General features: G+C 60.9%; 16 protein-coding genes and 1 pseudogene. 9 read left to right on the top strand and 8 right to left on the bottom strand.

Annotated features, from left to right (window positions below):
• Positions 1-239 precede the first annotated feature (239 nt).
• Positions 240-2,027: an FAD-binding protein gene (locus ACZ51H_RS13865; protein WP_464803335.1), complete on the top strand. Its 1,788-nt coding sequence runs from the start codon at positions 240-242 to the stop codon at positions 2,025-2,027.
• 87 nt (positions 2,028-2,114) lie between these two features.
• Here the strand turns inward: ACZ51H_RS13865 and ACZ51H_RS13870 are convergent, their stop codons facing one another.
• From ACZ51H_RS13870 to ACZ51H_RS13880, 3 genes are all read right to left on the bottom strand, one after another.
• The gene (locus ACZ51H_RS13870; protein WP_464803480.1) at positions 2,115-2,999 is read right to left on the bottom strand and encodes an amidohydrolase family protein; all 885 of its coding nucleotides are present in this window, start codon (positions 2,997-2,999) and stop codon (positions 2,115-2,117) included.
• A gap of 5 nt (positions 3,000-3,004) precedes the next feature.
• Positions 3,005-4,174, bottom strand: a complete 1,170-nt coding sequence (locus tag ACZ51H_RS13875; protein ID WP_464803481.1) for an alpha-hydroxy acid oxidase — start codon at positions 4,172-4,174, stop codon at positions 3,005-3,007.
• A gap of 164 nt (positions 4,175-4,338) precedes the next feature.
• The gene (locus tag ACZ51H_RS13880; protein WP_464803336.1) at positions 4,339-5,265 is read right to left on the bottom strand and encodes a LysR family transcriptional regulator; all 927 of its coding nucleotides are present in this window, start codon (positions 5,263-5,265) and stop codon (positions 4,339-4,341) included.
• A 111-nt stretch (positions 5,266-5,376) separates the two neighbouring features.
• On the opposite strand from ACZ51H_RS13880, the gene ACZ51H_RS13885 reads away from it, so the two are divergent.
• The 4 genes from ACZ51H_RS13885 (at position 5,377) to ACZ51H_RS13900 (ending at position 8,383) form a co-directional block, all read left to right on the top strand.
• Positions 5,377-5,928, top strand: a complete 552-nt coding sequence (locus ACZ51H_RS13885) for a hypothetical protein (RefSeq protein ID WP_464803337.1) — start codon at positions 5,377-5,379, stop codon at positions 5,926-5,928.
• Positions 5,916-6,506, top strand: a complete 591-nt coding sequence (locus tag ACZ51H_RS13890; RefSeq protein ID WP_464795293.1) for a thiamine pyrophosphate-dependent enzyme — start codon at positions 5,916-5,918, stop codon at positions 6,504-6,506. The genes ACZ51H_RS13885 and ACZ51H_RS13890 overlap by 13 nt, the downstream gene beginning before the upstream one ends.
• A 35-nt stretch (positions 6,507-6,541) precedes the next feature.
• Positions 6,542-8,032, top strand: coding sequence for an aldehyde dehydrogenase (locus tag ACZ51H_RS13895; RefSeq protein WP_464803338.1), 1,491 nt, complete (start codon positions 6,542-6,544; stop codon positions 8,030-8,032).
• A 141-nt stretch (positions 8,033-8,173) separates the two neighbouring features.
• Positions 8,174-8,383 carry a hypothetical protein gene (locus tag ACZ51H_RS13900; protein WP_464803339.1) on the top strand — a complete coding sequence of 70 codons (210 nt, stop codon included), beginning with the start codon at positions 8,174-8,176 and terminating at the stop codon, positions 8,381-8,383.
• Positions 8,384-8,390: 7 nt separating this feature from the next.
• On the opposite strand, the gene ACZ51H_RS13905 is transcribed toward ACZ51H_RS13900, so the two are convergent.
• From ACZ51H_RS13905 to ACZ51H_RS13915, 3 genes are read right to left on the bottom strand one after another with little or no spacing between them, the layout of a single operon-like run.
• The gene (locus ACZ51H_RS13905) at positions 8,391-9,179 is read right to left on the bottom strand and encodes an HTD2 family dehydratase (protein WP_464803340.1); all 789 of its coding nucleotides are present in this window, start codon (positions 9,177-9,179) and stop codon (positions 8,391-8,393) included.
• Positions 9,176-10,297 (bottom strand): CaiB/BaiF CoA transferase family protein, encoded by a 1,122-nt coding sequence (locus ACZ51H_RS13910; RefSeq protein ID WP_464803341.1) that lies wholly within the window; start codon positions 10,295-10,297, stop codon positions 9,176-9,178. Before ACZ51H_RS13910 ends, ACZ51H_RS13905 begins: the two co-directional genes overlap by 4 nt.
• The gene (locus ACZ51H_RS13915) at positions 10,297-11,463 is read right to left on the bottom strand and encodes an acyl-CoA dehydrogenase family protein (RefSeq protein WP_449469119.1); all 1,167 of its coding nucleotides are present in this window, start codon (positions 11,461-11,463) and stop codon (positions 10,297-10,299) included. Before ACZ51H_RS13915 ends, ACZ51H_RS13910 begins: the two co-directional genes overlap by 1 nt.
• 335 nt (positions 11,464-11,798) lie before the next feature.
• On the opposite strand from ACZ51H_RS13915, the gene ACZ51H_RS13920 reads away from it, so the two are divergent.
• Positions 11,799-12,692, top strand: coding sequence for a LysR family transcriptional regulator (locus tag ACZ51H_RS13920; protein WP_464803342.1), 894 nt, complete (start codon positions 11,799-11,801; stop codon positions 12,690-12,692).
• A gap of 100 nt (positions 12,693-12,792) precedes the next feature.
• A complete protein-coding gene (locus ACZ51H_RS13925) occupies positions 12,793-14,157 on the top strand; it encodes an amidohydrolase (RefSeq protein ID WP_464803343.1) in 1,365 nt (454 codons plus the stop codon).
• 121 nt (positions 14,158-14,278) lie between these two features.
• On the opposite strand, the gene ACZ51H_RS13930 is transcribed toward ACZ51H_RS13925, so the two are convergent.
• Both ACZ51H_RS13930 and ACZ51H_RS13935 read right to left on the bottom strand, forming a co-directional pair.
• Positions 14,279-16,219, bottom strand: a complete 1,941-nt coding sequence (locus ACZ51H_RS13930) for a TonB-dependent receptor (protein ID WP_464803482.1) — start codon at positions 16,217-16,219, stop codon at positions 14,279-14,281.
• Between the two features lie 63 nt (positions 16,220-16,282).
• Positions 16,283-16,744, bottom strand: a pseudogene (locus ACZ51H_RS13935) (TonB-dependent receptor plug domain-containing protein); the annotation flags it as partial.
• A 489-nt stretch (positions 16,745-17,233) separates the two neighbouring features.
• Here ACZ51H_RS13935 and ACZ51H_RS13940 point away from each other — a divergent pair.
• Entirely contained in the window at positions 17,234-17,923 is a 690-nt protein-coding gene (locus tag ACZ51H_RS13940; RefSeq protein WP_464795301.1) for a TetR/AcrR family transcriptional regulator, read from the top strand.
• A 366-nt stretch (positions 17,924-18,289) separates the two neighbouring features.
• On the top strand, positions 18,290-21,787 hold the full coding sequence (car, locus tag ACZ51H_RS13945) for a carboxylic acid reductase (RefSeq protein WP_464803483.1): 3,498 nt from the start codon (positions 18,290-18,292) through the stop codon (positions 21,785-21,787).
• Position 21,788: the final 1 nt, after the last annotated feature.

Consider the following 21,788-nt stretch of genomic DNA (forward strand, 5'->3'; position numbering starts at 1 on the left):
TCTGCGATGCCGGGTCGGCCTCCCCTACGAGCTGTGGGCTTTATGCCCGGCAAAGCTGAATTTGACCGGCTCATCTGATCGCCAATGGCATAAATAACGCGGGCCGGTAAAGCGGGCATGTCACCCCGGACATGGGCAACTGGTGATTTACTTGACCATCGGACAAGTTTATCTTTATGGCCACGTTTGACTGTCATCACCAATCAGGTGCGGCAGCGCCCAGAGGATGGAGGCGACAGATGGCAAGCCCGATGAACCCCGAAGCGGCCGGATTTATCCCGCCGGACCCTTGGGGGCTTCGCGCGCCCGCGCCGGTGCCGACGTCCGGCGGCGCGATCACCGATTGGGGACTTGCCATTGATGCCCCCCTCCAGATCGACGAACCCGACACGCATGCGTGGCAGGGCGAAGCCGATATGATTGTTGTCGGGCTGGGCGGAGCTGGAGTTGCGGCCGCGTTGGAAGGCCTTGAGCAGGGCCTCTCCGTAATCGCGCTCGACCTGTATGAGGGCGGCGGTTCGACCGCGGCCAATGGTGGTGTCTATTACGCTGGCGGTGGCACGTCCATACAGCAGGAGGCGGGCGTCGAGGACGACGCAAAGCTTATGGAGGATTATCTCCGGTTCGAGGTCGGCAATGTCGTCGCGCCCGATACGCTGCGCGATTTTTGCGAGACAAGCGCCGAGACATTCGAGTGGCTGCGCCGACATGGCGCGCCGTTCAGCGCCACCTTATTTTCTAAAAAGACATCTTATCCGCCGCTCGACAAGTTTCTCTACCACCCCGATAGCAGCCTTGCCGGACCGTTCCGCGATTTTACCCTACCGGCGGCGCGCGGGCATCGCACGGTGCATCGCAATGGCAAGAACCCCTTCGGTCTTGGCGTGGGCATTTACGGTCCGCTCAAGGCGGCGGCCCTTGCGCGCGGACTGGACTTCCAGACCCATGCCGACGTACGCCAACTTGCGCTGGACAGGGCGGGCCGCGTCATAGGCGTTCGCGTCGAGCGGCTGGCCGATCCTGCCATACGCGAACGACACTCGAAACTCGTGGCCAAGGCCAACAAATGGCTCTCCATGCTCCCCTCGACGCTGCCGGGCGCACAGGTGACGGTGTCGATCGGCTACAGGCTCCTCCGCAAGGCGGATGCTCTGGCGTCCGCTGCGCGAAGCAGCGAGTGGCTGCGCGCCCGCAAGGGCGTGGTGCTGAGTGCAGGCGGCTTTATCTGCAACAAGGCGATGGTGCAGCATTTCGCTCCGCACGTCGCAGCGGCACTGCCGAACGGCACGCTCGGTGACAACGGCAGCGGCATCATGCTGGGCGTATCGGCAGGCGGGGAAACCGGGCTGATGGAGCGTGTGTCTGCCTGGCGCTTCCTCTCACCGCCGCAGGCGTGGGGGCGGGCCATGGTCGTCGATGGTGAAGGACGCCGCTATGTGAACGAGACATGGTATGGCGCGCGCATCGGCGACGGGATGGTCGAGCGACATGGCGGGCGCGCCTACATCATCATGGATCGCAAGCTATGGCGGCAGTCGCTCAAGGACGCATTCGGTGAAGGTGTGCTGACGTTCCAGCGAGATATCACCCTCATCAACGGCCTGTTCGGCGCGAGAAAGGGCGCGACGCCGGAGGCCTTGGCCAAAAAAATGGGCTTTTCACCGGCCCGCTTCGCGGAATCGTTGGCGGCCTATAACAGCGCCGCGCGCGGCGAGACCCCGGATGCGTTTCACAAGGCGCCCGAGGAAATGGCCGAACTGGCCACAGGCCCGTTCTATGCGGTAGACGCCTCGACCGACGCGCGGCTGTTTCCCTTGTCCTGCATGACGGTGGGCGGTCTGCGGGTGGATGAGGCCAGCGGCGCGGTGAAGGCATTGGCGGGCGGGGTCGTACCGGGGCTGTATGCCGCCGGGCGCACCGCCATCGGTATCTGCTCCAATCTTTATGTGAGCGGACTCAGCTTCGCCGATTGCATATATTCCGGTCGTCGGGCAGCGCGCGCCATCGCCGAAGATCACAGTAGCTAGAGTAACGAGGTGGCTGCGCCTATGCCAGCGCTTGCTCCAGTGATCACCGCAGTTTTGCCGCTCAGGCGTGCCATTCTCGCAACCTTTTCAGAAGTTGTAAAAATGCGCCGGATTGTCCACCAGGATGCGGTTGCGCACCGTTTCGTCGGGCACCCACTCGGCGAGCAGGTCGAGCAGTCCCGATACCGTGGGCATTGGCCGCCATTGCGCGACGTGGGGCCAGTCCGATCCCCAGACGCAGCGGTCGGGCGCGGCGGCGACCAACGCTTGGGCGAAGGGAATGGAATCGCGATAGTTCGGCTGTTCAGACATGCGGAAGGCGTCGGAAATCTTGACCCATCCGCCATCGGCGACCAGTTGGACCAGCATCTGGAATCCCGGATAAGCGATGCCCGCTGTGTAAGGGATGTGGCCCATATGATCGATGATCCAGGGACAGCGAAGACGGGCGATGCGCGGGGCGAGTTCTACAAGCTCGCGGCCGTCGAGCAGGAGTTGGAGATGCCAGCCCATCTCACAGGCCAGCGCATCGAACCGCTCCAGATCCTTGAAGCCTATTCCTCCGCCGTAGAGTCCCCCGCCATCGCGGATGAAGTCGTTGAGGCGAAGTCCGCGCACACCCGCCTCATGCGCCTCGGCATAGGCTCGGCCGGGTAGATCGGCGGGCATCACGGCAACGCCGCGCAGCCGCTCGCGATGCGCGGCCAGCGTGTCGAAGAGCAGGCGGTTGTCCGTGCCATGCACACTGACCTGAATGAGGACGCCCTTGGCGAAACCCACGGCATCCAGCATCGCAAGATACGTCTCTGCGCTGGCGGGCGGCGGGGTGTAGGACCGCTCCGGCACCAGCGGATATTCGGGCGGCGCGCCGATGACATGGCAATGCGTGTCGATCGCGCCTGCGGGCATCACGAAGCGGGTTGGCGGGCTCTGCTCCGCAGGCGGGCCGGGGCAAGGGCGCGGCTGGCTGATATCTGTCATATGGCTGCTCCGTCCGTACGGTGGAGATAGTCCGGCCCAAGCTCATCGAGCGAGTTGGTGCCGAGGAGTGCCATGTTCCGGTCGATCTCCGCACGGAGCAGCCCGATGGCGTGGCGCACCCCCGCTTCCCCATGAACCGCCGCAGCATAGAGGAAGGGACGGCCGATCAGTACCATGCGCGCACCGAGCGCAATGGCCTTCAATATGTCGCTGCCGCGCCGGAAGCCGCTGTCGATCAGGACGGGCATGTCACCTGCGGCAGCGACGGCAGCGGGCAAGGCGTCGAGCGTGCCGATGGCGCCATCGAGCTGCCGCCCGCCATGGTTCGACAGGATGATGGCGTCGGCGCCAACGTCCCGCGCCAGCCTGGCATCTTCGGCATGAAGCAACCCCTTGAGGATCAGATTGCCGTGCCAGCGGTCCCGAATATATCTGATGCCATCCCAGGTCAGCCGGTCGCGCTGCCCGAAGCTGCGCTCGGCATTGCGGGCGATCACGGGCGCACCGCGTGTCGCGCTGGAATTTTCGAACGCTGGCATGCCGTGGCGGATCAGGGTCGGCGCAAATGTGCCGAGCAGCCAGCGGGGATGCAGCAGGCCATCCATCGCCAGTCGAAGAGAAGGCTTGAGGGGCGTGGAGAAACGTTCGCGGATCAAATTTTCGCGATTGCCCAGCACCGGCACATCGACGGAAATGACGAGCGTTCCGAAACCTGCCGCCGCAACCCGGTCGATCACGCCGTCGATCCATTCGCGGTCAGCAGGAAGATAGGCCTGGAACCAGCAGGAGGGCGAAACGGCGCGCACCTCCTCCAGCCGAATGAGCGACGTCGCGCTGAGCAGCATCGGCACATTTTCGGCATGCGCAGCCCGTGCGAGCGCGATGTCGCCGCGCATGGCGACCAGCGCGGACAGCCCCATCGGCGCTATGCCGAACGGGGAAGACCAGTTCTCACCGAACAAGGAGGAGTGCTGACTGCGGCCCGCCATGTCCCGCAAAGCGCGCGGGACGAAAGTGACGCGGCGCATCGCTTCCCGATTGGCCGATACGGTCAGATTATCCTCACATGCCCCCGCGACATAGCCGAACAACGGGCGTGGCAGATGCGCGTACGCAAGGGCTTCATAGTCGCCAAGCGAAAGGACGCCTGCTGCCTTTCGCTTCATCCGGGCCGATGGCTCGGCTTGCCGCCTATTCAACCCTGATCCTCCCCATATTCTCATGTTCCTGCGTCGCGGCAAAATAGCTCCACAGTGGCGTTCATAGTCATAGAACAGCTATCGCCACCTATGCCGGATCGATATGTCCGAACCGCGCTGGCACCAGAAAATCAATATTGCAGCTGCGCCTTCCAGACGCCGCTATCCACCAGATGCTTGATCTCTTCGCGCACCAGCCGAACGATGATCCGCGTTGAACGGGTCAACTGCTCCTCTCGGGGCATGCCGAGCACCAGCTGGCGAACAACGGGCGGATTACCGATCGGTGCGTAGCGCAGGATGCCAGCGTCGACTTCCCGGTTCAAGGATGAGAGCGGCAACACAGTGTAGCCGAGACCAAACTCAACCAGCTCTTTGAGCACCAGGAACGAGTCTGCTTCAAATCGAACATTGAGCGGCACGCCGACCTTGCGCGCCGCGGCCTCCACGATCAGGCGAAGCCCGTGCGACTGGCTAGGCAGCACGATGGGGAGCTTGACGAGTTCCTGTACAGGGATTCGCGTCGCGGGATCGAGGTCGGAGGAAGACGGGCCTACGAGCACCAGCTCCTCGTAAAGCATTTCCGCGACGTTCATCTGGAAATCGGAAGCCGGGCCGTAAAGCAGCGCGACGTCGATCTCCCCCCTTTGCAGCCAGTCGATGAGGTGCCCTGCATAGCCCTCGACGATCCGCAGCGAGATATTGGGCGCCTGCTCCGCGACACGGCGGGCAAGCCGCCCGGCCAGAATATAGCTGACCGTAGGCGGAACCCCGAGGGCGATCTGGCCGCCCCCTTCCGCCGATTGGTTCCGTATATCGTCAAAGGCCTGCCGGACCTGCCGTACCGGCCCTGCGATATGCTGGCGCAATTCCTCACCAGCCGGGGTGAGCTGCATGCCCCGGCGGTGGCGGTAGAAAAGCGGCGTGCCAGCCTCTTCCTCCAAGATGCGCATCTGGCGGCTGAGGGCAGGCTGAGCAATCCGCATCCTGTCAGCTGCCCGGCTGAGTGATCCGAGTTCAGCGATTTTCAGGAAATGTTCAAGCCGCCGGAAGTCCACCTGCTCACACCCTTTTTATCATGCTTAACCGACATAGCTGGACGCGTAGATTGTTCCTATTGGTTTAGCAAATCCCGCAATAGGCTTTGCGAAATCCACTTCGAGGACCGCATGTCAGCCATTAGTGAGACGGAAACGGGGGCGCACGCCGACTCCCCCTGGGCACCGATAATCTTTGACGCCTTGCAACAGGCGAATGTTCGGCAGGTCAGCTATGTTCCGGACGCAGGCCATGCGCGCCTGATCCGCATGTGCAGCGCCGCCGAAACCATGAAGACCATCGTCCTCACCACCGAGGAAGAGGGCATCGCTCTTTGCACCGGCGCCTGGCTGGGCGGGGAGCGCAGCGCTCTCCTCATGCAGTCGAGCGGCGTTGGCAACTGCGTCAACATGCTCTCGCTGCTGGCGAGTTGCCGCATTCCGTTCCTGACCATCGTCACGATGCGCGGCGAGTTTCAGGAGTTCAATCCGTGGCAAGTCTCGATGGGCCGGGCGACGCCCGCCGCGCTTGAGATCATGGGCGTCACCACCATCCGCATCGACCGGCTGGAAGACCTCGCCCCCATGATGGCTTCCGCCGCCACCATGGCGTTTGAAAGCGATCAGCCGATCGCCATCCTGTTGTCGCAAAGCATGCTGGGAGCCAAGAAATGGCTGAAGTGAACCGTCTCCACCGCCGCCCGGCGGTCGCGGCCTTGCTCTCCGATCGCGAGGATATGCTGATCGTCACTGGCCTTGGCTCGCCCACCTATGATGTCTTTGCAGCGGGCGACCATCCCGGCAACTTCTACCTCTGGGGCGCGATGGGCGGCGCGGCGCTGACCGGGCTGGGCCTGGCTCTCGCGCAACCCGACCGCCCGGTGACAGTGGTCACAGGCGATGGAGAGCAGTTGATGGGCATTGGCGGCCTTGCCACCATCGCTGTGCAGCGTCCAAAGAACCTATCGATCGTCGTGCTGGACAACGGCCATTATGGCGAGACGGGCGGCCAGATGAGCCATGCGGGCGCAGGCATCAACCTGGCCGAACTGGCGCGCGTCTGCGGCTTCACCGAATGTTTCGAGATCACGGACGAGGCTGGCATTGCCCGGGCGCGTGAAGCGATCGGCACCATCGGCGAAGGGCCGCGCCTGATCGTCATCCGCATTGTCCATGAAGAAACGCCGCGTGCCCTGCCCGCGCGCGACGGTGTATGGCTGAAGGCGCGCATGCGGGAGCATCTAGGCTTTGGGCCAAACTGAAGCAGCAGCCCACGTCGGCTTGGGGAGAATGTGTGATGGCTGATGATCTGGTCCGGTTCCGCAATCTGCTGGCGGGTAGCGTGCGCGACGCAACGGGCGGCGAATGGTTTGAGAGCCTTGATCCTGCGACGGGTGAGGCATGGGCGCTTATCCCCCGTTGCACCTCTGCCGACGTCGATTCAGCGGTGGAGGCCGCGCGCACCGCCTTCCGCTCGCCCGAGTGGCGCGGCCTGACAGCAACCGCGCGTGGTGCCCTGCTCTACCGCTTTGCCGACATACTGGCTGAAGAAGCCGAGCGGCTGGCGCAGATCGAGACCCATGACAATGGCAAGCTGATCGTGGAGATGCGCGCGCAGCTTGGCTATCTCCCCGCCTACTACCGCTATTTTGCTGGTCTGGCCGACAAGATTGAGGGCCATGTCCTGCCCATCGACAAGCCGTCGATGCATGCCTTCACCCGCCGCGAGCCGCTAGGCGTGATCGCCTGCATCACGCCGTGGAACTCACCGCTGTTGCTGCTTGCGTGGAAGCTGGCGCCGTTGCTGGCGGCGGGTAACACCACGGTCATCAAGCCGTCCGAACATGCTTCCTGCTCGACCCTCGCCTTTGTCGAGCTGTTCGAACGCGCGGGGTTCCCGGCGGGCGTGGTCAATACCGTGACCGGCCTGCCCCAGGAGTGCGGCGAGCCCTTGGTCAAGCATCCCGACATTGCCAAGATCGCCTTCACCGGAGGCGAGCCCGGCGGCATTGCGGTCTATCGCTCCGCTGCCGAAAACCTGAAGAAGGTTACGCTGGAACTGGGCGGCAAGTCGCCCAACATCATCTTCGGCGATGCGGACCTTGAACGCGCAGTCTATGGCGCGGTGTCCGGCATATTCGCGGCGTCGGGCCAAACCTGCATCGCGGGATCGCGCCTGCTCGTGCAGCGCGACGTCCATGACGAGGTGGTGGAGCGCCTGATCGCCTTGGCAGGCACGGCCCGTATCGGCGATCCGAAGCTTGCCGATACGCAGGTCGGGCCGGTGACAACCCTCGCCCAGCGGGGCAAGGTGCTCGATCATATCGCAAGCGCGCGCCAGTCAGGCGCCGAATGCGTGCTGGGCGGCGGCCAACCCACCGTTGCAGGCTTGGAGGGTGGCTGGTTCGTGCAGCCCACTATCTTTACCGGCGTCGACAACCAGATGCCAATCGCGCGCGAGGAAGTGTTCGGGCCGGTGCTCGCCATCATCCCGTTCGATGATGAGGAGGAGGCGCTGTCGATCGCGAATGACAGCCCTTATGGTCTCGCCGCTGGGGTATGGACGCAAGATATCGGCCGCGCCATTCGCATGTCGGAACGGGTCGAAGCGGGCACTGTCTGGGTCAACACCTATCGCGCGGTCAGCTTCATGGCTCCCTTTGGCGGCATGAAGCGCAGCGGCATCGGCCGCGAAAGCGGGCAGGAAGCGATGGACGAATATCTCCAGACCAAGAGCGTGTGGATCGACCTTGGCTCGCCCGTGTCGAACCCGTTCGTCATCCGGTGAGATGATGAAAATCACGGAAGCCTTGGCGAACTTTTGTGCCACCGTCTCGATTTCTTCCCTCCCGCCAGAAGTTGTCGAGCGCACCCCCCCTCCTCCTGCTCGACCTCATCGGCAGCATCGCGCGCGCGCGGTGAGGCGGCAGTGGCTCCACCCTTGCTCGCAACCGTGGCTGCGATGGGCATGGGCAATGGCACCGCGAGAGTGTTTGGTGATGCGGCGGTCTATGCTCCGGCGGGCGCAGCGTTGCTCAATGGCGCACTCGGGAACGACAAGGCGGACGCGCTCGCCACGGCTGCACTTGATCTCGCCTCTCTACCGGATGTTGGAAAGCTGACGAATCTGGCGGCATAGGATAGGGCTATCGGGCTTCCACCCGCGCCTGCATGGCCAGCCCGCCCGCATGATCAATCGCCATCAAGTCGTTGCCCGACAGCCCCAGCGTGAATGGCTCTCCCGCAAAAATCGGCCGCTGCGCGCGGAAGGAGAAGCTCGCCACCTGCGCGGCCGGGGTGTGGCGCAGGAAATGATCCATCAGCAAGGTCGCGATGAAGGGGCCATGGACGACCAATCCGGGATACCCTTCGACATCCCGGGTATAGGAAAGGTCATAATGAATGCGGTGCGCGTTGAAGGTAAGGGCGGAGAAGCGGAAAAGCTGCACCGGGTCGATCGTTACAACACGCGCTACGGGCGGGATCGAAGTCACCGTTTCGGGCGGAAGAGGAGTCCCACTCCGCCCGCCTTCGCGATAAACGATGTCCTGCTCTTCCTCGACGCAGACTTGGCCGTCCACCTTCAACAGGTGACGCAGGGTGACGAAGCGCATGCGTCCGGAGCGGCCCTGCTTGTCATTGACCGCGATCGCGCTCGTCTCACGCTCCACTTCGCTGCCGAGCATGATCGGTGCAAGGAAGCGGACACGGCTGCCCGCCCACATCCGGCGCGGCAGGCCATCATCCTCCCGCAGCGGATGACCGTCCGGCCCGATACCGGACTGCCGCGTATCAGGCGGAAACAGCAGCCAATGGGCGAGCGGCGGCAATTCTCCCGCCCGCCACGGCGGCGTCTCATGATCGAGCAGCGCGGCAAGCAAATGTGCCTGACGGGCGGCGGCCACGTCCCTGCGATGTTCCACCACTTCGCTCACATAAACTCCGCGCGGATCGCGTTGTCATCGCCGCCCAAAGCCGGAACTGACAGCGCGACCGCTTCCTCGCCATCCCATCTTATGGGCGAGGCTGGCAAGGCGACTGGCCCCGTCGGCGTTTCGGCGGTAACGCGGCGAAGCTGGCTGTGCCGCGACAGGCCGTCGACGCCGTTCAGCCGCGCCCACGCGGTGCCAGCCGCTTCCAGCCGGGCGATCAGCGCTTCCGGCATTTCGGCTGCAAAAACACGGCCGACCAGCGCATCCAGCTCAGGGCGATTGGCGCAGCGCAGCGTGTTGGACGCATAGCGCGGGTCAGTCGCAAGGCTCGCGTCGCCGAGTACCGTGGCGCAGAATTTCGCCCATTCCCGCTCGTTCTGGATCGACACCACGATCTGCGATCCGTCCGCCGTCGCAAAGGCGCCATAGGGCGTAATCGAGGGATGCTTCAGACCAGCGCGCGACGGAGCCTTGCCGCCATAATCATAATGCAGCAGCGGCACCGTCATCCAGTCGGCCAGCCCGTCGAACAGAGACACGGCGATGCCCCGCCCCTTGCCCGTCTGCTCCCGCTCGATCAGCGCCTGGAGGATCGCGGCATGCGCGTTCATCCCGCAGGCGATGTCGGCGACCGACACGCCCACGCGCGCGGGATCGTCGGCCGTGCCGGTGATGCTCGCCAGCCCGGCTTCGCACTGTATCAGGAAGTCATAGGCCTTCATCCCCGCCGCTTCGCCGCTTTCGCCATAGCCGGTGATGTCGCAGGTGATGAGGCGCGGATAGCGGGCGCGCAGATCAGCCGATCCGAACCCCGACCGTGCCGCCGCACCGGGCGCAAGATTCTGGACGAACACGTCTGCCTTCGACAGCATCCGTTCGACCAGCGCCGCGTCGGTCGGGTCTTTGAGGTCAATGCGCAACGACTGCTTGCCACGGTTGAGCCAGACGAAATAGGCGCTCTCGCCATGCACGACAGAGTCATAGCCGCGTGCGAAATCACCCTCCGCCCGCTCCAGCTTGATGACTCGCGCGCCAGCCTCGGCAAGGCGGCTGGTGCACAATGGGGCTGCCACCGCTTGTTCCAGCGAGACGACCAACAAGCCTTCCAGCACTTTGCTCATCAGAAGCTCTTCGGCAGGCCCAGCACATGTGTTGCCACATGGCTGAGGATCAGGTTCGTCGAGATCGGCGCGACCTGATAAAGGCGCGTTTCGCGGAACTTGCGTTCAATGTCATATTCTTCCGCGAAGCCGAATCCGCCATGGGTCTGGACGCACATGTCGGCGGCAAACCAGGATGCTTCGGACGCCAGCATCTTAGCCATGTTCGCCTCCGTGCCCGGCTGCACGCCCGCATCGAACAGCGCTGCCGCTTTATCCACCATGGCAGCGGCGGCGGTCGTCTGCACATAGGCGCGCGCGATCGGGAACTGGATACCCTGGTTCTGGCCGATCGGACGACCGAATACCGACCTGTCCTTCGCATAAGCACTGGCGCGATCGATAAAGAAGCGCGCGTCGCCGATACATTCGGACGCGATCAGGATGCGTTCGGCGTTCATGCCCGACAGGATGTAGCGGAAGCCCTTTCCTTCCTCGCCGATCAAATTCTCCGCTGGCACCCGCAGATCGTCGAAGAATAGCTCCGTAGTCGCATGGTTCAGCATCGTCCGGATCGGCCGGATGGTAAGGCCATTGTCGACGGCTTCGCGCATGTCGACCAGCAGAACGCTGATCCCATCGGTCGGCTTGGCACATTCCTCGCGCGGCGTGGTGCGCACCAGCAGCACCATTAGATCGGAATGTTCAGCGCGGCTGATCCAGATCTTCTGCCCGTTGACGACATAGTCATCGCCGTCTCGCTTGGCGAATGTCCGAATGCGGGTGGTATCAGTGCCGCTCGTCGGCTCGGTGACGCCGAATGCCTGTAGGCGCAGTTCCCCCGACGCGATCTTGGGCAAATAGCGCGCTTTCTGCTCCTCCGACCCATGCCGCAGGACGGTGCCCATCGTGTACATTTGCGCATGCGCCGCGCCACCATTGCAGCCGGAGCGGTGCACCTCCTCCAGCACTGCCGTCGCGGCAGCCAGCCCAAGTCCCGAGCCGCCATATTCTTCCGGGATGAGGACAGATAGCCAACCCTCGCTGGCCAGCGCGGTCACGAACTCCGTGGGATAGCGCCGCTCAGCATCCAGCTCCTGCCAATAGGCTCCGGGGAACCGCGCACAAAGACGGCGAATGCCCTCACGAATGTCTGAAAACGTCTCTTCCTGTGCGGCAGTGCCCATTTCAATCCCGATAAATGCGATTTTGTAAGACACTATCTGCCATCGGCCTACGCCGAAAAGTACAGAAATCGCACTGAGCTATGCAAAGCCTGTATGCAAAAGCGGATAAACGACGACCAGCTTACGGAAGCCACCTTGGCTAAAGCCGTCCCCGGCCAAGGCCTCGCCAAACTGGGAAGGTCGATTACCAAAGCGGGAGTGGCAACGCCATTCCACATCCTGCTATTGAGCGGTCAAATTTCTGATCGCAACGATTTCAAGCCACACCAAGGAGCGCCGACTTTGGCAAAACCATTATTAAGGTGCCGGAATGGTAGGGCGAGAGGCAAAAGTCGATGAAACTTCATCAATTGCGCGCGCTAGCGGAGGTTGCCAGGGCCGGAAGCATCCAGCGTGCAGCGCGCGCCATGCATGTTTCGCAGCCCGCACTGAGTAAATCGATCCGCGAATTGGAGCGCCAGCTCGGCGTATCGCTAGTTGTCCGCAATGCGCAGGGTGCCACCTTGACACCTTTTGGTGCAATCCTGGCAAAACGCCATGACAGCATTCAGAAGGAGCTGGATAAAGCCCATGAGGAAGTCGACTCGCTGAAGGGTACGCTGGGAGGGCGATTGCTGATCGGCATTTCACCCCCCATTGCAGGCACGAATATCGCGGATGTATTTGCTAGCTTTCGCGAGCGCCAACCGTCTGTGGAACTGGCTTTGCTCGAATTGAGACCTGCACATATTTTTGATGCGGTGCGCAGCGGAACACTCGATCTCGGCATCGTCCACCATTATGGCAGTTTGGATCTCGCGGGTCTGCAATACGCTGCGTTGAGAAGCTATCCGACGATGCTGGCGGTGGGAGGACAAGACCCAATACTGCCCCAGACGATCGACCAGCTGATGGCGCTTGAATGGATCACCGGCGACTTGGCCGACTATCATCATGGATATATTCCCGTCCTCGCCGACCGGCTGGGCTGTAATGTTCCAAAGCGGATTTCCCGTTGCACGTCTATTGCAGTTTATTTCAAGCTTGCAGAGCAACAGGCGCTCATCAGTCATTGGGCCGATATCAAGAATGCGCATCTTGATCACAGGTTCGAAAGTGGCGCGCTGACTAAGGTTGATCTCGGCATTGACCTGCCTGAAATGCATATTGCGCTTATTCAAAGGGACGAAGAGCTGCTGACACCTAGCGGCGCGCTGTTGGCTAAGGCCATCCGCGCGTCCCTGCAATAGCGCTATCACTCCAGGTTATAGAGATGAACAGACGATAAGGGCGCGGTTCGGCGGGCGCGGCTATGTTGCTCTGCATCCATAATCAGAACCGGAGGAAACTATGAAGCGCATCGCCGCTCTCACCACCTTGACACTGCTGCTCTCGTCGGCGGGAGCCCTTGCGGCGACGACCGCCGTCCCCAAGGTGCCAGACCCCAACGGCGGTGGAGACAACAAAGCAGTGATTGACCGGATGCTGGAAGGCGCAATGCCCCGGTTGGAAGCGCTTTATCGCGATATCCACCAGCATCCTGAACTTGGCTTCCAAGAGCGCAGAACGGCGAAGTTGCTGGCCAAGAACATGCGCGCGCTCGGCTTCGACGTGACAGAGAATGTAGGCAAGACAGGCGTAGTCGCCATTTACCGGAATGGACCCGGGCCGGTGACACTGGTGCGAACTGAAATGGACGCATTGCCAATGGAGGAAAAGACGGGACTTACTTTCTCCAGCCGCGCAAAGGCTGAACTTGATGGCAAGCAGAGCTTCGTGGCGCACAGCTGCGGCCACGATGTACACATGGCGTGGTGGGTCGGCACGGCGCAGGCGCTGGTTTCGATGAAGCATCGATGGCGCGGCACATTGCTCTTCATCGCCCAGCCCGCCGAAGAACCATTGGGTGGCGCCAAGGCAATGTTGGATGACGGCCTCTTCTCCCGCTTCCCCAAGCCGGATTATGCGCTAGCGGCGCATGTTGGCGGCGGCTTGCCGCTTGGCGCAGTCGTGATGAAGGATGGAGTCATCCTATCTGCGTCCGACGCGTTGGAAATCACCTTCAACGGTCGTGGCGGGCACGGATCGGCGCCCAGTTCGTCCATCGACCCGATCGTCATGGGCGCGCATTTCGTCAGCGACGTACAGACAATTATCAGCCGACAGAAGGAAGCGGCGACGTTTGGCGTCCTCACGGTCGGCGCTTTTCACGCAGGCAGCGTCGGCAACATCATCCCGGACACAGCGACGCTCCGACTTAGCCTGCGCTCCTTCACGCCGGAGGTGCGCGCCCTCCTGCTTAGCGGCGTGGATAGGACCGCGCGTGCGGTGTCGCTCATGGCAGGCGCACCGGCACCAACGATCACCCAGCTGAACGGAACGGCATCAACGCTCAATGATGTCAGCCTTATGGGCAAGATCGCCCCCATTTTGAAGGCTGCATTCGGCTCTGGCGTGATCTCGATCCCGGCAAGTGCCCCTGGCTTTTCGGGTAGCGAGGATTTTTCCGAATTCGCTGCAAGGGGCATCCCCTCCGCCTATCTCATGGTCGGAGGCGACCGGCCCGAAACACTTGCCGATTATAAGGCGCGCGGGATGGCGCCGCCCACCAACCATTCGCCACTCTATGCACCGGCAGCATCGGCAGCGATCCGCAATGGCGCAACGGCGCTAATCCTATCGGTGCTGGCCCTGAACGCGGATACAAATCGCTGAACCGCTCCGCTGGCGGTTTCTGCTCGCATGGTTTCCGACCGATATCTGCGGATCAAATGGAGAAACGAATGTTCGGCTCGAAGCGCCATCGGCCCCATTGGCCGATGGCGCTTCGCCTTACTCAACTACCGAAATGATATCGGACCGATACGCCGTACATTCGGGGCTCCCCATATATGTAGGAGTTGAAGCCATTCTGATAGGATACGCCCTGGCTACTGATGATGTACTTCACGTTGGTGAGGTTGGTTGCGAATGCGCCGAGGTCGAAGTTCGATCCTGCGACATTCTGCCACTGCAAGTTCATGCTGAGCAAGCCATAACCATCTCCCGGGCCGCACTGGACTGACCCAGCATAGGTGCCCGAATTCAGGCGGGGGCAGTTTCCGCCGATATAGGCGAACGGTTCGTCGACCGGCGCCTTGGAAGGCGACGTGTATTGGGCGTCGATATAGGAATAAGTAGCGGAAATGCTGACCTTCCCGATGGACTCATCCAGCGGCAGATCCACCCTGCCGGTAATGCTGAACTGGTTCTTCGGCGTGAACTGGAAAGGTATACCAGTCAGGACGCACTGCCCCGTCGCGCCATTGAACGGAACGCCCACGCCGCAGTCGAAGCCGGGCGGCAGGCCGAAGGCGGGAATGCCGTCAGGAAACAGCGATGGCGTTGCATATTTGTCATATTTCGCAGCGATGTGCGAATAGGTCCCGGATAGCGTGAGCCAGCTTGCGGGCCGCAACTCGCCTTCGAACTCCACACCCTGGATATGCGCTTTCCCAGCATTGCTGGTCTGCGCGCCAAAGACCTGTTGCCCATTATAGAAATAGGCGGTTCCGCCTGTCCTCTGCAGATCCTTATAATCCGTGTAGTAATAATTGATATTCGTGCGGATCGGAATGCTGCCGATGTGCCAATCGGCTTTTATGCCTGCTTCATAAGCCGTTACGAATTCGGGCTGGAACGAACGTAGTTCAGGCGCGGGCGTTGCAGTGCCGACGCCGCCTGTCTTGTATCCACGACTGACCTTTGCGTACAACAACACATTCTTGTCGACATTGTAGTCGAGGCCCGCCGTCCAGTTTGGCGCCTTGAATTTGGCGCTCGATGACGTAACCGGAGCGTCAGGGAGGCCGAAGTTTGAGAAGGCCGTCAGCTTGTCCCATGTATAGCGATAGCCGACTGTCAACCGTAGTCCATCAAGACTGTCAGAGAAACTGCCGAACGATAACGTTCCCTGCGCATAAAGCGCTTTGCTGTCTGAACTTTGACCTCTTCTTGTCGGATTAGACGCGCTAACAAGCTGCGGACCTGTCGGCTTAACATTCTGGTAGTAAGCGCCTACCGTGAAGTTGAGCGCGTCTTCACCCAAATTGCCTTGAATCTGAGGTTCGATCGAATATTGGCGTGCGTCAGTGTAATAGTTATATTTCGGAAATCCACCGGGACTAATCTCATCCCCCCCGATCAAAGTTCCGCCTTGTGCGGATGGCGGCCTGTGATCGTCGGGATAGCCGTCACCATCAAAAGGCGCGCTGTTCTTCAGATGCTGATAATTGGCGATGTTGCGGAAGGTCAAAGCATCCGTGAGTTCTGCCGAAAAGATATCTGTCACGGAGAAATAGCGCGTGCGTTCGCTAAAGAGCAGTGGGCTAAGGGCTACCGAACGGATTCCGCGATCAATCTGTTGCTGCAGATATGTGCTGAACGCCAGCCCCGTTTGAGGATCGACACCGGCGGGAACGGCGTTGAGCACCGTCCCGGTGCCATGTTCCTGAACGCGAGCGAAGGTCGCAAGAAGATAATTCTCAATCCCGTCCGCCGGGCGCCAAGTCAGTCCTGCGCGGAATGAATAACGGTTGCGATTGTCCAAGTCTGTGTCAGTGGTGATCTCGTGCGTGAAGCCGTCCCGCTTTTGATAAATGCCGGCGACACGCAGCAAGAGTTTGTCTTCAACAATTGGCACGTTGACAGCACCGCGCAATTCGATCGAATCGTAATTGCCATATTGGATCTGGCCATAGCCTTCGAGCCGATCGGTTGGACGCTGCGGCTCGAACAAGACGGCGCCGCCTGTCGTGTTGCGGCCGAACAGCGTGCCTTGCGGCCCGCGCAGTACCTGCAGGCTGGCGAGGTCATAATAATTGAGGCCGCCACCATTCTGCGCATTATTACGCTGATCGGCGATGATCGGAACCTCGGCCGAATAAAGCACCACGCCTGGGGCTGCATTGAAAGTCGCGCCTTGGCCACGGATGGTCACGTTCTCGCTATTGCGCTGCTGGCCAGAGCCGCCGACAACGAGCGACGGTACTTGTCCGAGCAAGTCCTGCGTGTTTGAAATATTTCGCTGCGTGAGCGAGCCAGCATCAAAGGCAGTGGCAGAGATCGGGACATTTTGAAGCCGTTCGGCCCGCCTGCGTGCCGTCACGATGATTTCCGACAGACCGGAGGCCGCAGGACCGCTTGCTGCTGCCGTGGGCTCACCCGGTCCCGTCGACGTCTGAGCAAAGGCCGTTCCAGCGCAGCCTGCGAGAGCTACACTCCCCATCAAGGTGCGAACGAGAAATAGATGTCGCGCAATCATGAAATCTCCCCTTTTTGCCTGGTCATACTTTTCGAATATTTTTCTATCATCGACTGGACATGATAGTTATAAAGATAATCGTATATCCATCGATGTAAAAATTCATGCCATTAACCAGAATGGTTATGACTTGAATAACGTCAGAATTATCAATCACGAATCGATTTACGAACTTATCAGCTCTTATCTTAAACTTAGTAAGATCACTCCGACTCGGAGATCTGATCATCAGCGGATGGAGTCTTTCCTTTCTAACTCTCCGTGATATCTGCGCCTTTCCTATACCTCCCCGCTGAGCAACGTGTGCCCGCGCCAAATACTTGGTGGATGACAAGATTTTGTCAATGGGGAAAATCAGATGCCCCGGACGATCGTCAGGGAGAAGTGCGATTTGCGCGTCTCACCGCGAGCCCACTGGGTCTCCCTGATCTTTTACCCCATTTCCGTTTCGTCGGTTGATCGCCGCCCAGCCAGAGATATAAGCGGCCCATGAACGATGACCGTATTGGAACCAAGCGCCGGAAACCTGGCGTCTATTCGCGCGGAGCCGAAACGGTGAACGCCATCCTTAAGGCGGCGCTGCATGTATTGGTCGAGGAAGGCGCCAGCGCCTTTACGCTCCAACGCATCGCTACCGAATGCGGTTTGAAGGTCGGTCACGTCAATCATCACTTTCCGCGCAAGGAACTGTTGGTCGAGGTCCTGCTCGACGAGATTCTTGTTGCGGGCGAAACCCAGGTCAACGGGGCGATGGAACAGCCCAGCCTTTCCGCAGAGGATGGGTTGGCGCGATTGATCGCCCATATTCTTGATGACGTCAGCACGAAGCAGACCGCGCATCTATTTACCGAGCTTTGGGCCATGGCCAACCATAACAAATTGGTGGCGGATAGGCTGGGAGCACTGCATCGCCATGTCCATCAGATGATCACCTCTTTCGTGGAACGGTTGAACCCTGCGTTGAGCCATGAGGATGCGGCAGTGGTAGCCATATTCATATATGGCGCAACGGATGGAATGACGATGTTTTCGGGCTTTGGGCGGCCATGGGCATCCGACATGCCCGGCGTCAAGAATATCGCGGTCAAGGGCTTGGTAGAGCTAGCAAAAACGATCACTCCGCGAGACATATCGAATCTCCCCAGGGCAGACGCTAAATCCTCGGCCAAGCGGGGCTGACGCGCAGGGCGCCAAACGGAAATGGGATGACCAGAAACACGGCCTTTTCAGGCCTGCCTTTGCGTGCGTGTGAGAAATGCGCACTGCTCAAAAAACGGTCATTGACAAAACTTGGTGATTGCCAAATATTCGGGCCATGCTTCTGACGACGGAATTGCCCGACGGCAGGAGTCGTAGTTTCACGACGCAAGGCGGCACCGCAGCCAAACTGTGCACCGGCTGCAATTTCGATCGTCCTCATCGTTAGATGGATGAACTGAAGAAAGATGTTCCGGGCAATAGAATGATATTGTTCTGAATAAGATAATTTCGAGAGGTGATATGGGTATTCAGGACAAGCTGGATCGCTCGCAATACACGGTGTCTATGGACGATTATGCCGAAGGCATTGCAACACGGCTGAAGTTATTGATCGAAACCGATCCGCAAGTCGCGGCAGCGATACCGGACCCTGCAATCAACACTGCAAAGCGTCGCAGCGGTCTCGGTTTCGCCCAGATCGTGGCGATTTGCATGGAGGGCTATGCTGACCGACCTGCATTGGCCGAGCGCGCGGTGGAACTGAAGGTCGATCCCGCGACCGGGCGCACCACGCGGGAGATCCAGAAGCATTTCGAAACGACAAGCTACGCCACGTTATGGGACCGGGCGCGTCGACTTGCCGCCTTCTGGCACAATAATCCTGATCAGTCGCTGGGAGCCGATGAGTTTCTCTGCCTTCTTGCCTTTGGCAGCGTGGACTTTGCGACGGTCGATCTTGCCGCGATCCACAATGGGGCAGTGGCGGTTCCCCTTCAGGCCAATGGCGCGTTCCAGCAATCGCTGTCCATCTTCAACGAGGTGGCGCCCAGTTGGCTGGCGGTCAGCCTGGAATATATCGAAACGGCCGCCGAACTGGTCATCCAGGGCCATCGTCCGCGCGGTGTGCTGCTGTTCGATTATCATCCGGAGGTTGATGACGAGCGCGAGCGGTTCGAGGCCGCCCAGGCAAAGCTCGCCGATGCGGGTCTGTCGCATTTGCTGGTCACGCTGGAAATGGCTCTGGCGGAGGGCAGCGCGATGCCGCCCGCGCCACTGTTCGATAAGGCGGACGGAGAGCGGCTCTCCACCATCTACTACACGTCAGGAAGCACCGGCCTGCCCAAGGGCGCGATGCTGCCTGAGCGGATGATCAAGCAGCTGTGGCTCGTCGATTCGCCCATGCCGATGATCAACCTCATCTACATGCCGATGAACCACACGTCAGGGCGGAGCATCGTCTTCTCGCTCCTGGGGCTGGGCGGCATTGGCTATTTCACGGGCAAGAAGGACCTGTCCGAACTGTTCGACGACATGCGCATTTGTCGGCCAAGCTACATGATGCTGGTCCCGCGCGTGTGCGAAATGATTTACCAGCAATATCAGGTCGCGCTCGACCGGCGCTCTGCACCCGGCGCGGACCTGGACACGGTCAAGGCCGAGTTGCTGCGGGAAACCCGCGATATTCTCTTGGGCGGGCGGCTGCTCGTCGCGTCCTTCGCCTCGGCCCCGCTCGCCCCTGAACTATCGCAGTTCATGGAAGAATGTCTGGGCTACAAGCTCGGCAATAATTATGGCGCCACCGAAGTCGCCGCAGTGCTGACCGACAACCGGATCGTTCGTCCGCCAGTGATCGACTACAAGCTGGATGACGTGCCTGAGCTTGGCTATTTCAAGACCGACAAGCCCTATCCGCGCGGCGAGTTGCGGATCAAGACGTCGAGCATCATGCTTGGCTATTACAAGCGACCTGATGTGACCGCCGAAGTTTTCGACGAAGACGGATATTACAAGACCGGCGACATCATGCAGGAGATCGCACCCGACCATCTGGTGTACATCGATCGCCGCAACAATGTGCTGAAGCTCGCGCAGGGCGAGTTCGTCGCCATTGCCCGGTTGGAGGCGATCTTCACCAACGGCGATCCGCTCATCCGGCAAGTCTATCTATACGGCAGCAGCGAGCGCGCATTTCTGGTGGGCGTCTTTGTGCCTAATGAAGCGACGCTCCAGCAGATGGGCATCGCCGATGACCCGGCTGCGATCAAGGACGCGTTGCGCGAAGCGATCCAGAACATCGCGCGCGCAGAACAGTTGCAACCTTATGAAGTGCCGCGCGACTTCATCGTCGAGCATGAGCCCTTCAGCGCAGAGAATGGCCTGCTGGCGGGCATCGGCAAATATCAGCGGCCCAAGTTCAAGGAACGCTATACCGGCGCGCTTGAAGCCGTTTACGACAGGATCGCGGCAAGCCAGCAGGATGAGCTTGAGGCGCTGCGCCGTGAAGGCAAGGAGCTTCCCGTGCTCGAAGCCGTCGCCCGCGCCGTCAAGGCGACGCTCGGATTGGAGGATGTCGATCTTTCCAAGCGGATGAGCTTCTCCGATCTGGGTGGAGACTCGCTCTCGGCCGTGTCCTGCTCGCTGCTGCTTGAAGATATTTACGGCATCGATGTGCCGGTATCGGTCATCAACAGCCCTGCCGGAAGCATGCAGGACCTCGCCCAGTTCATCGAACGGGGTCGAAGTGGCGAGGCGAAGGGAACGACCTTTGCTTCGGTGCACGGAGCCGGTGCGAAGGAGATCCGCGCGAGCGACTTGACGCTGGATCGCTTCATCGATGGCAGTGTCCTCGACGCGGCGCGCAACGCCTCGCCTCCTTCGACGGAAGTGCGGACGGTTTTCCTCACCGGAGCGAACGGCTTTTTGGGGCGGTTCCTCGGCCTGGAATGGCTGGAGCGCATGGCCGACGTAGGCGGCAAGCTGATCTGCGTCGCGCGTGGTCGCGACGCAGCAGCGGCACGGCAGCGCATCGCGCAGGTCTTCAGCAGCGACCCGCAACTTAAGAGCCGCTTCGAGGCACTCGCCGACGCGCATCTGGAGGTTCTGGCAGGCGATCTTGGCGAACCGCAGCTTGGCCTTGCCGATGCCGATTGGAAGCGGTTGGCCCAGGATGTGGATCTGATCGTCCATCCAGGCGCACTGGTGAACCACGTCCTGCCCTATCATCAGCTGTTCGGCCCCAATGTCGCAGGCACGGCGGAGGTCATCCGCTTGGGCATCACGCATAGGCTAAAGCCCATCAACAATGTCTCGACCGTGGCGGCGGCCCATACGCCGGACGGCGTGATGATCGACGAAGACGCCGACGTACGCACGACTTCCTCCGTCCGGCCGCTGTCGAGCGAGGGCTACGCCGATGGCTATGCCAACAGCAAATGGGCGGCTGAGGTTCTGTTGCGGGATGCGCATGATCGCTTCGGCCTGCCGGTTGCGACCTTCCGCTCGGACATGATCCTGGCGCACAGCCGTTATGAAGGGCAACTCAACGTCCCCGACATGTTCACCCGCTTGCTGCTCAGCATCGTGGTTACGGGGCTGGCGCCGCAGTCATTCTACAGCGGCACGGCCAAGCCCCATTATCCCGGGCTGCCGGTGGACTTCACGGCAGAGGCCATCGCCGTCCTGGGGGCCAAGGCGACGAGCGGCTATCGCACCTACCATGTCATCAATTCCCATGATGACGGCATTTCGCTGGACAGCTTCGTCGATTGGATAGACGCCGCCGGATATCCGGTCCAACGGATCGAGGATTACGCCGACTGGCTCGAACGTTTCGGCACCGCCATGCGTGCGCTGCCCGAGGATCGGCGGCAACATTCGTCGCTGCCGCTGCTGCACCAGCTGCAATATCAGATGCCGGGAGAATTCGGGACCAGTGTTCCTTCCGCCCGCTTCCGCGCGGATGTGATCCGGCATGAAGTGGGCGCTGCCAAGGATGTCCCGCATCTGTCGCGCGAACTGATCGGCAAATATCTGGCTGACCTCTCCGGTCTCGGCCTCATCTAAG

This window comes from Sphingobium sp. TomMM15 (assembly GCF_055397045.1).

Bases quoted from the DNA above. Each gene is read 5' to 3' on its own strand.
- ACZ51H_RS13865 (WP_464803335.1), top strand. From the start codon at position 240: ATGGCAAGCCCGATGAACCCCGAAGCGGCCGGATTTATCCCGCCGGAC.
- ACZ51H_RS13875 (WP_464803481.1), bottom strand. From the start codon at position 4,174: ATGAAGCGAAAGGCAGCAGGCGTCCTTTCGCTTGGCGACTATGAAGCC.
- ACZ51H_RS13885 (WP_464803337.1), top strand. From the start codon at position 5,377: ATGTCAGCCATTAGTGAGACGGAAACGGGGGCGCACGCCGACTCCCCC.
- ACZ51H_RS13890 (WP_464795293.1), top strand. From the start codon at position 5,916: ATGGCTGAAGTGAACCGTCTCCACCGCCGCCCGGCGGTCGCGGCCTTG.
- ACZ51H_RS13895 (WP_464803338.1), top strand. From the start codon at position 6,542: ATGGCTGATGATCTGGTCCGGTTCCGCAATCTGCTGGCGGGTAGCGTG.
- ACZ51H_RS13910 (WP_464803341.1), bottom strand. From the start codon at position 10,297: ATGAGCAAAGTGCTGGAAGGCTTGTTGGTCGTCTCGCTGGAACAAGCG.
- ACZ51H_RS13915 (WP_449469119.1), bottom strand. From the start codon at position 11,463: ATGGGCACTGCCGCACAGGAAGAGACGTTTTCAGACATTCGTGAGGGC.
- ACZ51H_RS13920 (WP_464803342.1), top strand. From the start codon at position 11,799: ATGAAACTTCATCAATTGCGCGCGCTAGCGGAGGTTGCCAGGGCCGGA.
- ACZ51H_RS13925 (WP_464803343.1), top strand. From the start codon at position 12,793: ATGAAGCGCATCGCCGCTCTCACCACCTTGACACTGCTGCTCTCGTCG.
- ACZ51H_RS13940 (WP_464795301.1), top strand. From the start codon at position 17,234: ATGAACGATGACCGTATTGGAACCAAGCGCCGGAAACCTGGCGTCTAT.
- car (WP_464803483.1), top strand. From the start codon at position 18,290: ATGGACGATTATGCCGAAGGCATTGCAACACGGCTGAAGTTATTGATC.